14 protein-coding genes are annotated in these 14815 nt (G+C 63.9%); 4 read left to right on the top strand and 10 right to left on the bottom strand.

Features of this window, described 5'->3' with window-relative positions:
* Nucleotides 1-257 precede the first annotated feature (257 nt).
* On the top strand, nucleotides 258-971 hold the full coding sequence (locus H040_RS14200) for a UTRA domain-containing protein (RefSeq protein ID WP_027918146.1): 714 nt from the start codon (nucleotides 258-260) through the stop codon (nucleotides 969-971).
* 38 nt (nucleotides 972-1009) lie between these two features.
* On the opposite strand, the gene H040_RS14195 is transcribed toward H040_RS14200, so the two are convergent.
* The 7 genes from H040_RS14195 to minC all read right to left on the bottom strand — a co-directional run bounded on the left by H040_RS14195 (nucleotide 1010) and on the right by minC (nucleotide 7792).
* Nucleotides 1010-3163 (bottom strand): mechanosensitive ion channel family protein, encoded by a 2154-nt coding sequence (locus tag H040_RS14195; protein ID WP_027918147.1) that lies wholly within the window; start codon nucleotides 3161-3163, stop codon nucleotides 1010-1012.
* A 44-nt stretch (nucleotides 3164-3207) separates the two neighbouring features.
* Nucleotides 3208-3375, bottom strand: a complete 168-nt coding sequence (locus H040_RS27480; RefSeq protein ID WP_165837385.1) for a hypothetical protein — start codon at nucleotides 3373-3375, stop codon at nucleotides 3208-3210.
* A gap of 208 nt (nucleotides 3376-3583) precedes the next feature.
* Nucleotides 3584-4873 (bottom strand): M18 family aminopeptidase, encoded by a 1290-nt coding sequence (locus tag H040_RS14190; protein WP_027918148.1) that lies wholly within the window; start codon nucleotides 4871-4873, stop codon nucleotides 3584-3586.
* A gap of 168 nt (nucleotides 4874-5041) precedes the next feature.
* Nucleotides 5042-5677, bottom strand: coding sequence for an RluA family pseudouridine synthase (locus H040_RS14185; RefSeq protein ID WP_027918149.1), 636 nt, complete (start codon nucleotides 5675-5677; stop codon nucleotides 5042-5044).
* 179 nt (nucleotides 5678-5856) lie between these two features.
* Complete coding sequence (gene minE, locus H040_RS14180) at nucleotides 5857-6111, bottom strand: cell division topological specificity factor MinE (RefSeq protein ID WP_003252572.1); 255 nt, start codon at nucleotides 6109-6111, stop codon at nucleotides 5857-5859.
* A gap of 3 nt (nucleotides 6112-6114) precedes the next feature.
* Nucleotides 6115-6927, bottom strand: coding sequence for a septum site-determining protein MinD (gene minD / locus H040_RS14175; RefSeq protein WP_027918150.1), 813 nt, complete (start codon nucleotides 6925-6927; stop codon nucleotides 6115-6117).
* Between the two features lie 100 nt (nucleotides 6928-7027).
* Nucleotides 7028-7792: a septum site-determining protein MinC gene (gene minC / locus H040_RS14170; protein WP_027918151.1), complete on the bottom strand. Its 765-nt coding sequence runs from the start codon at nucleotides 7790-7792 to the stop codon at nucleotides 7028-7030.
* A 111-nt stretch (nucleotides 7793-7903) separates the two neighbouring features.
* Here minC and H040_RS14165 point away from each other — a divergent pair, with 111 nt between their 5' ends.
* On the top strand, nucleotides 7904-8839 hold the full coding sequence (locus H040_RS14165) for a lipid A biosynthesis lauroyl acyltransferase (RefSeq protein WP_027918152.1): 936 nt from the start codon (nucleotides 7904-7906) through the stop codon (nucleotides 8837-8839).
* A 146-nt stretch (nucleotides 8840-8985) separates the two neighbouring features.
* On the top strand, nucleotides 8986-10134 hold the full coding sequence (locus tag H040_RS14160; protein WP_027918153.1) for a patatin-like phospholipase family protein: 1149 nt from the start codon (nucleotides 8986-8988) through the stop codon (nucleotides 10132-10134).
* Nucleotides 10135-10249: 115 nt separating this feature from the next.
* On the opposite strand, the gene H040_RS14155 is transcribed toward H040_RS14160, so the two are convergent.
* Together H040_RS14155 and H040_RS14150 are read right to left on the bottom strand one after the other, a co-directional pair.
* The gene (locus tag H040_RS14155; RefSeq protein WP_027918154.1) at nucleotides 10250-11080 is read right to left on the bottom strand and encodes an MlaA family lipoprotein; all 831 of its coding nucleotides are present in this window, start codon (nucleotides 11078-11080) and stop codon (nucleotides 10250-10252) included.
* Nucleotides 11073-12371, bottom strand: coding sequence for a serine/threonine protein kinase (locus H040_RS14150; RefSeq protein ID WP_027918155.1), 1299 nt, complete (start codon nucleotides 12369-12371; stop codon nucleotides 11073-11075). The genes H040_RS14155 and H040_RS14150 overlap by 8 nt, the downstream gene beginning before the upstream one ends.
* 189 nt (nucleotides 12372-12560) lie before the next feature.
* Between H040_RS14150 and H040_RS14145 the strand changes: the two genes are divergently transcribed.
* Entirely contained in the window at nucleotides 12561-12926 is a 366-nt protein-coding gene (locus H040_RS14145) for a hypothetical protein (protein ID WP_027918156.1), read from the top strand.
* A 128-nt stretch (nucleotides 12927-13054) separates the two neighbouring features.
* Here the strand turns inward: H040_RS14145 and H040_RS14140 are convergent, their stop codons facing one another.
* On the bottom strand, nucleotides 13055-14623 hold the full coding sequence (locus H040_RS14140; protein WP_027918157.1) for a glycoside hydrolase family 17 protein: 1569 nt from the start codon (nucleotides 14621-14623) through the stop codon (nucleotides 13055-13057).
* Nucleotides 14624-14815 lie beyond the last annotated feature (192 nt).

Genomic DNA, 14815 nt, shown 5'->3' with positions numbered 1-14815 from the left:
GACCGTTGGTCTAGGTCAGCAAAGCTTGAGCCAAGGTAGGCCTCTTGCGTGACAGTTTGATGTAGGGCAGGGCCAACACAGGCCTTGAAGCTACAGCGTAGACCACCCAATCACCCCGGCTCTGCTGGCTTGGCGCGTTTCTGGCAGTGCCTGGCCGGAGCCTTTGTCACAGGATGTTCATCAGCCCTGCCTAGGCTTGCACTATTCTCCAAAGGCCCCGTCATGGGGCTGGACTAGTCCAGATAGGTAACCTTTTGATGCAGTCGACGCCACCGCGTGCGGTAACAGCCATCTGCCATGCGCTGCAAGAGCAGATCGAGCACGGCCTGCTGGCGCCGGGCGGCAAATTGCCGGCTGAACGCAAGCTCAGCGAAGTGTTCGACACCACGCGCATAACCTTGCGCGAGGCGCTGGTGCAGCTGGAAGCCCAGGGCTTGATCTACCGCGAAGAACGGCGTGGCTGGTTCGTCGCACCGCAGCGGCTGACCTACGACCTGATCGAGCGTAGCCATTTTCATGCGATGGTGCGGGACCAGGGGCGGGTGGCCATTACCGAATTGCTCTCGGCGCGCCTGCAGCCGGCTTCGGCGGCGATCTGCGCGCGCCTGCAACTGCCGGCGCTGTCCAGCGTGGTGCGGATCTGCCGCTTGCGGCGCATTGATGGGCGGGCAGTGCTGTATGCCGAGCACTATCTGAACCCGAAGTACTTCCCCAGGATCCTCGATCAGGACCTGGCGCAGTCGCTGACCGAGATCTACGGGCGGGTGTATGGCATCCAGTACGGGCAGGTGTGCTTTGAAATCCTGCCGACCGCCTTGCCGGTGGAGGCGGCGGGGGCATTGAAGGTGTCGGTGGGTAGCCCAGGTTTGCACATCACCCGGGTCAACAGCGACCAGCATGGGCGCCTGATCGACTGTGACCTGGAATATTGGCGGCACGATGCCATTCGCATCCGCGCCCATGCTGGCTGAGGTGTTGGATTCTTCGCGGGCTTGCCCGCGAAAGGGCCCTAACTGGAAGAACTCTTTTCTGCCATCCCGCCACCGCCGGCGGTGACCACCTGCACCGACAGGCGCGGCGTCGCCAGGTCCAGCCCGGCCGCATCGAGCTGACGCTTCAGCGCCAGGTTGAATGCCCGTGACACTTCCCATTGCTTGATCGGCGCGGTCTTGAACCGTGCCCGCAGGATTGCCGAGCCCGACTCGAAACTCTCCACCCCCTGCAATTCCAGAGGCGACCAGATATTGCGGCGCATCAGCGGGTCGTTGCGCAGTTTCTGCCCCACTTCGCGGATCAGTGTGATCGCCTGGTCGATGTTCATGCTGTGCGGGATGGCCACGCGGAAGATCGCATAGCCGAACTCGCGGGAGTAGTTCTTGATGCTCTTGATCTCGCTGAACGGGATGGTATGCACGATGCCGTCGATGTCACGCAGGCGCACGGTGCGGATGGTCAGGCCCTCGACCGTGCCCAGGTGGCCGCCGACATCGACATAGTCATCGATCGCCAGCGAGTCTTCGATGATGATGAACAACCCGGTGATCAGGTCGGCCACCAGCGACTGTGCGCCAAAACCGATGGCCAGGCCGATCACACCGGCACCGGCCAGCAGCGGCGTGACGTTCATGCCCATGTTGGCCAGGGCGACGATCACCGCGATGATGAAGATCACCACGAACATCACGTTGCGGATCAGCGGCATCATGGTCTGCGCGCGGGCGTTGGCCAGGCCCCGGCGCGAACGCACCAGGGCATGGTGCACCGCGGTGTCGGCGAGGATCCATACCAGCCAGGCGACGATCAGTGTGCCGGCCAGGCCCAGCAGGCGCACGCTCACCTCATGGCCGTCACCCTCGGCGAAGCTGATCATCGACAGCCCCCACACGCGCAGCCCCAGTTCGATGAAAACCAGCCAGATGAACAGATGCACCAGCAGGTAGCCGAAGTTGCGCAGGCGCTCGGCATACACCGCCTGGCGCTTGCTGGCGCGTTTGGGGTTGGCGGCGTGCCGGCGCACCAGGCCGTTGAGCACCATGCACACCACCACCAGCACGGTGCACATCAGTGACTGGCGCAGGGCGGTACTGGTATCTCCGGCGGAAATGAAGGTGGCGAACAGCGACACGGCCACCAGGATCAGCGCCGGCACGAACCAGAAACTGCCGAGGATTTCGATGGTGTCGCTCAGGGTGCGCCGGGTCAGGCGCCGGGCCAGCGGCTGGTTGCGGATCAGGTGGGCGATCGGCCGACGGAAGCGCAGGATGAACAGGCCGGACGAAAGCGCCGCAATGACATTGGCCAGTGTCGCCAGCGCATGGGCCAGGTGAGTACCCAGGGCGACCAGCATGCGTGGGTCGCTCATGGCCTCGCCAAAGGCGGCGAAGCTGCCGATCAGCCACAGCGGGCGGAAGGCCCGGTGGCGCAGGATGTGCAGGGCGCGGTGGCGATGGGGGCCGTCGAGCAGCGAGAAGGCGATCACGCAGATGGCCGAGAAGCAGGTCCCGACCACCAGTGCATAGGCCAGCACCATGGCCAGCGACTTGCCCAGCGACGGAGGCAAGGCGAAGCTCAGGTACACGGTGAAGATCAGTGCCACCAGCCACGGCCCCAGCTTGCGCAGGGCAAAGCGCACCAGGTCCCAGGTGCGCGGGTGTTGCGGCAGTTCCTCGGTCAGGCCGAAACGCACCCGCACGCGGTGGCCCACCCAGTTGAAGGCATAGGCCAGCAGGCTCCATACCGCAATGACAGCGGCGAAGCCGAACAGGATGGCCGGCCACTGATGCACCGGCACGATCAGCTCGGACAGTTCGGCCTGGGCCTGTTCGATTTCCTGCGACCAGCGGTAGAACGGGCTGGAGTCACCGCTAAACTGCTTTTCAAAGTCGTGCAGGGCGCCGCCGATCAGGCCCAGAACACCCTGTTCGACGGTGGGTTGCGATTGCTGGGTGGCGTCGCGCAGCTTCTTCAGGTCGGCCAGCAGCTTGGCGCGTTGCTGGTCGTTTTCGAGGTTCTTGATCACCTCGTCCAGCGATTTGCCCAGTGGCTCGGTGGCTTCGGGCTGGGCGGGGGCGCTGGAGCCCAACAGGCTGGGCAAGCTCGCCGCCTGTACCGGGGACATGAAGATGAACAGCAGCAGGGCTAGGCAACGCAGAAAGGCTGGCACCGGGAAATCTACCTCAGGTCAAACGATTGACCGAGTGTAGAGGTTTATGTCGGCAGTTTCTCCAGGATCGTCCAGCAGGTGAGGCCAAAAATGCCCAGCGTGCCGATCCACATCATCAGCACGCCGATATTGCGCTCGCGCATGCTGAAGCCGATGGTCAGCAGCATCAGGAACAGGAACACCGGCACGAACAGTGAAAGGAAAGGGGACATGGGCAGCGGTCCTTCTGCTTTGGGAGCCATACAACAAGCATAGCGGGTTGGGCAGAAGGGGGATTGATCCTGAGCAGCAATTGGCCTGAGGAATTCTCGGGCTGCTGTGCAGCCCTTTCGCGACACAAGGCCGGTCCTGCAGCGGCTATGCGATTTCTGTCGGAGCGGCCTTGTGGTGCGAAAGGGGGGCACAGCACTCCCCAGGATCTCAAGGCAGCTCGCGGCTCCGGTAGAACGCCGACAGCACCTTCACCAGGTGCGCCAGGTCATGGCTGCCGCACAGTTCACGAACCGAATGCATGGCAAAGGTCGGCAAGCCGATATCTACCGTACGCACGCCAAGATGGCTGGCCGTGATCGGCCCGATGGTCGAACCACAACCCATGTCGCTGCGTACCACGAAACTCTGCACCGGCACTTCCTCGGCCATGCACAGGTGGCGGAAGAACCCGGCGGTTTCGCTGTTGGTGGCGTAGCGCTGGTTGTTGTTGACCTTGATCACCGGCCCGGCGTTGAGCTTGGGGCCGTGGTTGCCGTCGTGCTTGTCGGCGTAGTTGGGGTGCACGCCGTGGGCGTTGTCGGCCGAGACCATCAGCGAGCGCTGGATGGTACGCACGTAGGCATCGCCGTCCGGCAGCAGGCGCTGCAGCGTCTGTTCGAGCATAGGGCCGTCGGCACCGCAGGCCGAGCAGCTGCCGACTTCTTCATGGTCGTTGCACACCAGCACGCAGGTCTCGTCGCTGTCGGCGGCCAGCAGCGCCTGCAGGCCGGCATAGCACGACAGCAGGTTGTCCAGGCGGGCGCCGGCGATGAAGTCACCGTTAAGGCCGATCAGCGCAGCGTCCTGGGTATCGTAGAAGCTCAGCTCGTAATCCAGCACGACGTCGGCGTTGAGGTCATGCTCGCGGGCCAGTTGCTCGGTGAGCACGGCGCGAAAGTCGATGCGCTCGTCACCGGCCACCTGAGCCAGAATGGGGGGCAGTTCGTTCTGCGGGTTGATCTGCCAGCCTTCGTTGGCGGTGCGGTTCAGGTGGATGGCCAGGTTGGGAATGATCGCGATCGGCAGCTTGAAGTCGATCAGCTGGCTCTCGACCTTGCCGTCACGGCGGAAGGTGACCCGCCCGGCCAGCGACAGGTCGCGGTCGAACCACGGCGCAAGCAGCGCGCCGCCATACACTTCCACACCCAGTTGCAGGAAGCCCTGGCGCTGCAGTTCGGGCTGCGGCTTGACCCTCAGGCACGGGCTGTCGGTGTGCGCACCGACCATGCGGATGCCGTTCAGCAGCGGCGGCTGCTTGCCCAGCTTGAGGGCGATGATCGAGGAGTCGTTGCGGGTAACGTAGTAGCGTCCACCAGGCACCGTGGCCCAGCTGTCACGCTCGTCCAGGCGCTGGTAGCCGGCCGCCTCCAGGCGCTGGGCCAGGCTGGCGGTGGCATGGAAGGGCGTCGGGGAGGCCTTGAGGAATTCAATCAGGCCGGTATTCAGTGCTTCGCGCATAACTCACTCCAGACAGCAGTGGCGCGAGTTTAGCCTATTGAGTCGACAATTTGTGTCGGCCTCTTCGCGGCTAAAGCCGCTCCCACTGGGACCGCACTGCTCTCAAGGCTGTGCAATACCTGTGGGAGCGGCTTCAGCCGCGAAGAGGCCGGTACAGGCCCAGCAAGATCAGAACGGGGCAGGGCACTCGAACTTCAAGCGCTCGCCGCTGACCGGGTGGGTGAAGCTCAGCATCGAGGCATGCAGGCACAGCCGCTCGTGCGCCGCCAGCGCCTGGGGGTTGGCATACAGGCGGTCACCCAGCAGAGGATGGCCGATCGACAACATGTGCACGCGCAGCTGGTGCGAGCGGCCGGTGATCGGTGTCAGCTCGACCCGGCAATGATCCCCGCAGCGCTCGACGATGCGCCAGAAGGTCAGGGCGTGCTTGCCCTGTTCATGGTCCACCACGTGCCGTGGTTTGGTGGGCGGGTCGTAGCGCAGCGGCAGGTCGATGCTGCCGCTGTCCAGCGCCGGTTGGCCCCAGCACAACGCGGTGTAGGCCTTTTCGGTTTCGCGGTCGTGGAACTGGCGCGACAGCTCGCGGTGGCTATCGGCATCGCGGGCCAGCAGGATGATGCCGGAGGTTTCCCAGTCCAGGCGGTGCACGATCAGCGCGTCCGGGTAGCCGTTTTCCTGCAGGCGGGTGATCAGGCAGTCCTTGTTGTCTTCGGCACGGCCGGGGACCGACAGCAGCAAAGTCGGCTTGTTGATCACCAGAATGGCGGCGTCTTCATGGAGGATCTGGATGTTGGACAGCGGCATTGCAGGGTCTCGGTCAAATCGGGAAAAACCATTGGGGCCGCTTTGCGGCCCTTTCCGACCGGTCCGACGCCCCGGCAAGGCCGCTCCAACAGGAATCGCGTATTCCCTGTAGGAGCGGCCTTGCCGGGGCGTCGGACCGGTCGGAAAGGGCTGCAAAGCAGCCCCAACTTTCAGCCGGATCAGCGATCAGGCAAGGTGATGTTCAGCTCCAGAATCGAGCAGCTGCCCTGGTTTTCCAGCTCGATGTGCACATCGTCGTTGCCGATGTTCACGTACTTGCGGATCACTTCCAGCAGTTCTTTCTGCAGCGCCGGCAGGTAGTCCGGCTCGCTGCGTTGGCCGCGCTCGTGCGCCACGATGATCTGTAGACGCTCTTTCGCTACCGACGCGCTGGTCTGTTTCTGCCTGCCACGAAAGAAGTCAAAAAGGTTCATGGTTTATTTGCTCCCGAAAATGCGCTCGAAGAATCCCTTCTTCTGTACATCGATGAAGCGCATCGGCTTCTCTTTGCCCAGCAGGCGGTCGACCGCGTCGCTGTAGGCCTGGCCGGCATCGCTCTGGTCGTCGAGGATGACCGGGATACCCTGGTTGGAAGCCTTGAGCACGGCTTGGGACTCGGGGATCACGCCCTTGAGCTTGATCGACAGGATTTCTTCGACGTCGGCGACGCTGAGCATTTCGCCCTTCACCACGCGCTCGGGGTGGTAACGGGTGATCAGCAGGTGTTCCTTGATCGGCTCTTCGCCGTTCTCGGAGCGGCGCGACTTGCTCGACAGGATGCCCAGCATGCGGTCCGAGTCACGTACCGAGGAGACTTCCGGGTTGGTCACGACGATGGCTTCGTCGGCGAAGTACATCGCCAGGTGGGCGCCTTTCTCGATACCGGCCGGGGAGTCGCAGATGACGTACTCAAACTGCTCTTTCAGGTCCATCAGGACCTTTTCCACGCCTTCCTGGGTCAGCGCGTCCTTGTCGCGGGTCTGGCTGGCGGCCAGCACGAACAGGTTCTCGAGGCGCTTGTCCTTGATCAGGGCTTGCTGCAGGTTGGCTTCGCCGTTGACCACGTTGACGAAGTCATACACCACGCGGCGCTCGCAGCCCATGATCAGGTCGAGGTTACGCAGGCCCACGTCGAAGTCGACGATGACCGTCTTGTGGCCGCGCAGTGCGAGGCCGGTGCCGATGGCGGCGCTGGTGGTGGTCTTGCCCACACCCCCCTTGCCGGAAGTAACGACGAGAATCTTGGCCAAGGTGTTTCACCCCTAAATAAGTCGGGACACGTGTCCCAGCAAAAAGCAAAAAAACGGCAACAGATAAAAAAGTTGCTCTAAAAATGACGGCAAGTATCCGTTAAAGACGGGTGATGTTCAACACGTCACCGGACAGGCTGACTTGCACGCCGGCGCCCCACAGCGGGTCGCGGCGCAGGTCTTCGCACACCTTGTACTGGCCGGCGATCGAGACCATTTCGGCGGTCATCTGCTGGCAGAAGATACGCGCCTTGGTATTGCCTTTGATCCCGGCCAGGGCACGGCCGCGCATGGCGCCGTACACATGGATGTTGCCATCGGCGAGAAGTTCCGCGCCCGGGCTGACCGAGGCGGTGACGATCAGGTCGCCACCCTGGGCGTAGATCTGCTGGCCGCCACGCACCGGTGAAGTGATGATGCGGGTCGGGCGCACCTCTTGCACAGGCTCCGGGGGTGGCACAGGAGCCTGTGCCGGTTCGGGTTTCTTCACCTCGGGCTCAGGTTCCAGCGGCCGCTCGCGCGCGCCAGACGGCGGCAGCACCGGCAGGTCGATGGCGATCGCCGCGGCGATGTCCTCGATGCGGTTGGCGCGGATCGCCAGGGTTCGCAGGCCATGGTGGCGGCAGATACGCATCAGCCCGGGCAGGTCGATCGCCCCTTCGTCGGCTGGCAGCTTGTCCAGCGCCAGCACCAGCGGCGTATTGCTGAAGAAATTGGGGGCCTGGGCCACTTTCGCTGCCAGCTGGCGGTCGAGGGCTTCCAGGTCGTTGCGCCCCAGTTCCAGCACAGTGATGGCGAGCATGCTGCCCTTGAGCTGGAACACGGAGGCGGTGTCGGGTGTGTGGTTTGGGCTCATGGTCTGCATAGACGGCTTGTTGCGAAAAAAGTGCCCTGACTTATAACGATAAGACCGGTCGGCCGCAACCGGTGCCGATCCGATGTAGAATGCCCGGTCTTTGTCTTGCCGGAAGCTTCAATGGAACGCCCGCGTTTTCGACCCTACTTCCTCCACCCGCGATTCTGGGGCCTGTGGCTTGGCCTGGGCCTGCTGTGGCTGGTGGTGCAGTTGCCTTACCGTGCCCTGCTGTGGCTCGGCAGTGCCCTGGGCGCGCTGATGTACCGTGTGGCCGGCGAGCGCCGGCGCATTGCCGCGCGCAACCTCGAGCTGTGCTTCCCGGAGCTGTCCGACGACGAACGGCGGCGCCTGCTCAAGGCCAACTTCGCTTCCACCGGTATCGCCTTCTTCGAAATGGCCATGAGCTGGTGGTGGCCAAAGGCCCGCCTGGCGCGCCTGGCTCACATCGAAGGCCTCGAACACCTGCAGGCTGCGCAGCAGGCCGGGCAGGGCGCCATTCTGATGGCGGTGCACTTCACCACCCTGGAAATCGGCGCCGCGCTGCTTGGCCAGGCCCACACCATCGACGGCATGTACCGCGAGCACGGCAACCCGCTGTTCGACTTCATCCAGCGCAGTGGCCGTGAGCGGCATAACCTCGATTCGCTGGCGGTGGAGCGTGATGACGTACGTGGCATGCTCAAGCTGCTGCGCTCGGGCCGGGCGATCTGGTACGCACCAGACCAGGACTACGGCGCCAAGCAAAGCATCTTCGTGCCGTTGTTCGGTATTCCGGCGGCCACGGTCACCGCGACCACCAAGTTTGCCCGTCTGGGCAAGGCGCAGGTGATTCCGTTCACCCAGAAGCGCCTGGAGGACGGAAGCGGCTATCGTCTGGTCATTCACCCGCCACTGGAGGGCTTCCCCGGTGAGAGCGAAGAGGCCGATTGCCTGCGGATCAACCAGTGGGTCGAAGGCGTGCTGCGTGAATGCCCCGAGCAGTACCTGTGGGCGCACCGGCGCTTCAAGTCGCGGCCTGAGGGCGCGCCGCGGCTGTATGACAAGAAAAAACGCTGAACTTTGTGTTGCCTGTACCGGCTCTATCGCCGGCAAGCCAGCTGCCACAGGTACACCACTGGCCTTGAAAGCTGTGTGATACCTGTGGGGGCCGGCTTGCCGGCGATTGGGCCGGGCCTGAAAACAGCTGATCCAGGAAGGAATCCATGGCGCCACCTCCGGTAACCGGTCTGATCCTTTCTGGCGGCGGCGCCCGGGCCGCCTATCAGGTCGGCGTTCTCGCCGGCATTGCCGAGCTGCTGCCACCCGGCGCCCGCAACCCGTTCCCGGTCATCGTCGGCACTTCGGCCGGCGCCATCAATGCAGTGACCCTGGCCAGTGGCGCCACCCGTTTCAACGACACCGTGCAGCGCCTCACCACGTTCTGGCAGAACTTTCGCAGCCATCTGGTCATCCGCAGTGACTGGCCCGGCGTGGTGCGCCAGGCCAGCCGCTTCGTCGGCCACAGCCTGCTGGGAGTGGGTGGCCAGGTGCCGGTGGCCTTGCTCGACAGCAGCCCCTTGCGGGGGCTGTTGGCCTCGCACCTGGACCTGGATGGCATCGGCCACGCCATCGCCGCCGAGCAGCTACAGGCCGTCGCCGTGACCGCATTCGGCTACGAAAGCGGCCAGGCGGTCACCTTCTACCAAGGGCGCGGCACCATCGACGCCTGGCTGCGCCACCGCCGCATCGGTGTGCCTACGCCGTTGACCATCGATCACCTGCTGGCCAGCGCCGCGATCCCGCTGCTGTTTGCACCGGTGCGCCTGGGCGACGAGTATTACGGCGACGGTGCGGTGCGCCAGTCGGCGCCCATCAGCCCGGCCCTGCATCTGGGTGCCAGCCGGGTGCTGGTGGTCGGGGTCAGTGGCAACCCGCAGCGCCCGGCGGCGCCGATGCCAGTGCAGCGCAGGTTCAGCGGCCAGCAGCCGAGCCTGGCGCAGATCGGCGCGCACATGCTCAACAGCACCTTCATCGACAGCCTTGAAGACGACATCGAACTGCTGCAACGGCTCAACCACCTCAGCCGGATGTTGCCAGCGCACCTGGATGCACGGGGCCTCGGGCTGGCACCGATCGAGGTGCTGGTGGTGGCTCCAAGCCAACCGCTGGATGAGATTGCAGCGCGGCACCGGCGCGAGCTGCCGGCGGCGTTGCGCCTGTTCCTGCGTGGCCCGGGCGCGACTCGGACCAGCGGGGCAGGGGTGCTGAGCTATCTGTTGTTCGAGGCCAGTTATTGCAGCGAGCTGATCGAACTGGGGCGGCGCGATGCCCTGGCCAAGAAGCGCGAGTTGTGCCAGTTCCTGGGCATTTGATGCCGTCTGTATTGGCCTCTTCGCGGCTAAAGCCGCTCCCACAGGTATTGCGCAGGTCACTGGCCTGAGGTGACCCCTGTGGGAGCGGGTTTACCCGCGAAGAGGCCAGGCCCGCTTATTCGGCGATCTGCAGCTTGCGCGCCTGGGTATACACATACCGCACTTTCTCGTACTCGAACGGTGAGTTGAGCTGCCCATAGCGGAATTTGGTGGTGTAACGCTTGTCCACCACGCGCAAGGCAAAGATCTCCGGGTGATCTTTGGTGGCCTCGGCCACGTTCAGGTAATTGACCGCCTGCTCGCCGGCATAGTCCACCACCAGCCCGGTGGTGTCGCGCAGGTTCGAGGGGCCGAGCACCGGCAACATCAGGTACGGCCCCTCCGGCACGCCATAGAAGCCCAGGGTCTGGCCAAAGTCTTCGCTCTGGCGCGGCAGGCCCATGCTGGTGGCCGGGTCCCACAAGCCGCCCACACCGATGATGGTGTTGAACATCAGCCGCGCGGTGATTTCTGCCGAGCGCTTGGCCTTGAGCTGCAGCACGCTGTTGAACAGGTTCGGCACGTCACCCAGGTTGTTGAAGAAGTTGCTCACCCCGGTGCGTACGAAGCTGGGGGTGACGTACTGGTAGCCGTTGACCAGTGGCAGCAGCACCCATTGGTCGAGACGGTAGTTGAAGTGATAAATGCGCCGGTTCACCGATTCCAGCGGGTCGTACACGTTCAACGCTTCCAGGGTGGAACGTTCGAATTCGCGCTGGTCGAGCCCAGGGTTGAATTTCAGTTCGCGCAGGGGGTCGATGAAGCCATCGGCCTCGGGCGAAAGCGGTGCGGGGCCGGCCACCTGCGGGTCGGCTTCGATCACGCTGGCCCTTGGCGCGGTTTCCGCGGCCAGGGCATTGCCGGCGACGACTAGCAGTGCGGTGGCGAGGAGGAATTTGTTAGCCACGGAAGAACTCCAGCATGGCGTCGCTGTTGACGCGGTAATTGAGGTTGCCGCAATGGCCGCCATGGGGGTAAAGGGTCAGGCGATCGCCAAACATCTTGCGCAGGAAACCGATGTCGCCGGGGCCGAGGATGACGTCGTCGGCGTTGTGCATCACGGCGATCTTGTCGCTGTTGTGCAGGTAGTCTTCCAGCGCATACAGGCTGACCTGGTTGACCAGCTGCAGGATGCTGTTGCCATCGGTGCGGGCGCGCCACATAGGGATCACCTGCTCGGTCATGTAGCAATCGAAGTCGCATTGCAGCGCACGCTTGAAGAACGGCGTCAGGCTGCTGCCCTCGGTGATCGGGAACTTCGGTGGAATGATCAGGCCGCGGCGGTTGATCAGGTCGGAGGTGAAGGCGATGTCGGCCGCCGAGAAGCGGAACGAGGTGCCGATGAGCATGGCCATCTGTTCGTTGGACAGGTGCTGTTTCGACTGCTGGAAGTCGTACAGCAGGGCGTCGTTGAGGTCGATGTAGCCCTTGTCCTGGAAGTAGCGGGTGAGCTTCTCCAGCATCAGTTCATAGAACGTTGTGCTGCGGTCGATGCCCTTGACCTGGGTCTGCACCAGTTTGTCGAGGTTGTTGATCGAGGTGTACAGGTTGACGGGTGGATTGAGCAGCAGCACGCGCTTGAAGTTGAAGCTGCGCCGGGTTTCGTCCAGGTGGCTGACGAATGCGGCGTCCAGCGCGCCCAGGCTGTAGCCGGTGAGGTAGTACTCGCTGACCGGCAGGCGCGGGTGCTGGGCACGCACGGCTTGCATCACCCGGTACATGTCTTCGGCGTCTTCCTGGCTGACCCCGGGGGTGGCGAAGCGCGAGGCGGCGCTCATGAAGTCGTAGCTGGTCGGCGACGACAGCTGCACCACGTGGAAGCCGGCCTGGTAGAACAGCTTCTTGAGGTATTCGTTGATGCTGCTGGAGTAGGGCGCACCGGTACCGGCAATAATAAAGATCAGCGGTGCCTCGTGGTCCTGACGCGCCAGTCGGTACTTGAGCTTCTTCACCGCCCAGAAGTTGTCGGGCAGGATGAACTCGCGCTCGGGGCGCAGGTTCAGGCTGTAGTCGGACTGGTCGATGTCATCGTCGCTGGGCAGGGTTGGGCGCTGCTCCGGCGGCGTGGTGGCGATGGTCGCCTCGAACGGGTTGGTCAAGGGGTAGCCGTAGCTCGCGGCGTCGATATCCCGCGCCGAAGCGGTCGCAGCCATGAGCAGGCCGCCAAGAAGGGCGGCGAGGCGCCAAGATCGAAGCATGTATTCCCCCAGAAGGTTCAAGGTCGTGCAGTACGCAGGCTAGGACCACGGCTGCCTTGGCAAAGTTGCCAAGTGCGGGGGCCTTTGGTGTGCTTGTTATCTGCAACATAGCTGCAGGGTTGTGATTTTGCCTTAGAACTGTGCTTGGGTGATCATGGATGATTTCGATTACCGCTATTGGAGAATGGGATGTCTCGATCGCTGCCGGCCGCTCTACTGCTGATGTTTCTGGCGCTCTGGCTCGCGGCCAGTTATGGCGTGCGCTATGGGTTGATGGAAGATGGACAGTGGGTCGGGTTGTGCGCGGTGCCAGGCGACCACTGGCAGTGCCAGATACGCGCGCTGCTGGGGTTGGGCATTCACTTCCAGGTGATGGCCTGGGCCGGGCTCGGGCTGGCCTTGCTCGCGCAGGCAGTTACCGGGCGCGTCGGGTGGTGGCTGGCGGTGCTGGCGCTGGTGTTCGGCATTCCTGCCCTGGTGCTGTATACCGCCAGCATTGCGGTGTTCGTGGTGGTGCTGGCGGGGTTGCGGCTGGTGCGGCAAACCGTTGCCTGAAAAACTACGCGGTATTTGTAGGAGCGGCCTTGTGTCGCGAAAGGGCCGCGCAGCGGCCCCAGGATGCCAGCATCACTGCGGAAAATGCTGGGGCCGCTGCGCGGCCCTTTCGCGACACAAGGCCGCTCCTACAATCGTTTGCCAAACCGCAAGCTTCGCCAGAGGGCCGAAGTCATCAACACACTGACCACCGCCCAGCCCCAAGCCTGCTGATTCTCCAGCCCTTCCCGATACAACTGCGGCAACACCCCGGCCCCGACGATGAACGCCAGCAACGCCACCTCCGCTCGCCGTGAAGCCACCGGCCTCAGCAGGTACACCACCGCCGGCAATGCCAGCGCCACGCTCGGGAAGCTGCGGTAGCGCGGGTCGAACACCATCGCCAGCATGCTCACCGCCGCGGCAAACCCCGCCGCCAGCAATAGCCATCCCGCCCACGCCTGTAGCCAACCGAACAGTCGCTCGCGCCAGCCTGTGCGGTGCACCAGGGCCAAAGCTTCATGGGCCAGCACCAGCAGGTTCAACCCGGCCAGCACCACTGCCCACAGCCATTCCCCGGCAAACCGCGCATGGGTGCGCATCAACTCGCCCCACAAACCCAGGCAGCCCGCGCCAAAGGCGGCCAGCAGCGGTAGCAGCAAGGCCGCCAGCGGTGTAGCAGGGCGCCCGGCCATCAGCAGCGTGGCCACCATCAACAGCACGCTTGCCAGCAACCACTGCGGCCAGTAATGCAGGTTGCTGACCGGCCCTTCGAGCACTCCCTTGTCCTGGCGGTCGGCATCGTAGAGCCCCCAATAACCACCCACAGCGCCTTCGCTGGCGCGCTTCCACGGCTGGTCGAACGCTTCGATCAGGTTGTAGTGCCAACCATTGGCCTCGGCCATGCTGACGAACCCCCGAATGAAACGTGCCTCGTTTGCCCGGCTGGGGACGGCGGTCTCGCGTTGGCGGCCTTCGCTGGGCCAACCGGTTTCGCCAATGAAGATGTCCTTGGGCGCAAAGCGGGTGCCGAATGCCCGCCGTACCTCGGCGACATGCACCAGGGCGTCATCGATACCGCGCGGGTCGTCTTCCCAGTAGGGCAACAAGTGGATGGTCAGAAAGTCCACTGCTGGCGCCACCTGCGGGTGCTGCAACCAGAATTCCCAGACATCGGCGTAGGTCACCGGCACCTTGACCTGGCTTTTCACCGTGTTGATCAGCGCGGCCAGCCGCTCGCCGGTGACTTCCTTGCGCAGCAGCGCCTCGTTGCCGACGATTACCGCGCTGACCACGTCCGGGTTGGCATTGGCGGCGGCGATCAGCGCGGCTACCTCCTTCTCGGTGTCGACCGGGTTGGCGTTGACCCAGGCCCCGAGCATCACCTTCAGGCCATGCTTGCGTGCCAACGCCGGGATTGCCTCAAGGCCGGTCATGGAATAGGTGCGGATGCACTGGAATCGCTCGGCCAGCAACGCCAGGTCGGCGTCCATGCGCGCAGGGCGCAGGCGGAAGGGCTGGTCGAATGGCGACTGGTCCTTGTCGAACGGCGTGTACGACGCGCACTGCAGTTTATGCGTGGGGCTGGCTGCGTCAGGCAGCACGACGGGCTTGCCCAGCCCGTACCAGAGCGCCCCCAGGCCGAGCAGGGCAAGCAGGCAGGCGAGCAGGTACAACGGCAGCAACAAGCGGGAAGCATCAGGCATCGGGCGGTCCATCGTCAGGCGCAAAACGTTAGATAGTAGCCCGGCGCCAATCCTTTGGCATGCAAGGATCGCGCAGGCCGGCGTAGGCCGATGCCGCTAATGGCATAGTGCTGTCGCATATGGGGCAGGTACAGGTCGCAGTGGGAGCAGGTCGACCTTTGTTGCAGGAAGATGATGCAATCTCCAAGACCTGACGAGGGGATG

Source organism: Pseudomonas sp. URMO17WK12:I7, from assembly GCF_003269045.1.
Lineage (GTDB): Bacteria > Pseudomonadota > Gammaproteobacteria > Pseudomonadales > Pseudomonadaceae > Aquipseudomonas > Aquipseudomonas putida_J.
Note: the sequence above shows the minus strand (reverse complement) of the source record. Positions and strands in the feature narration are given on the sequence as shown.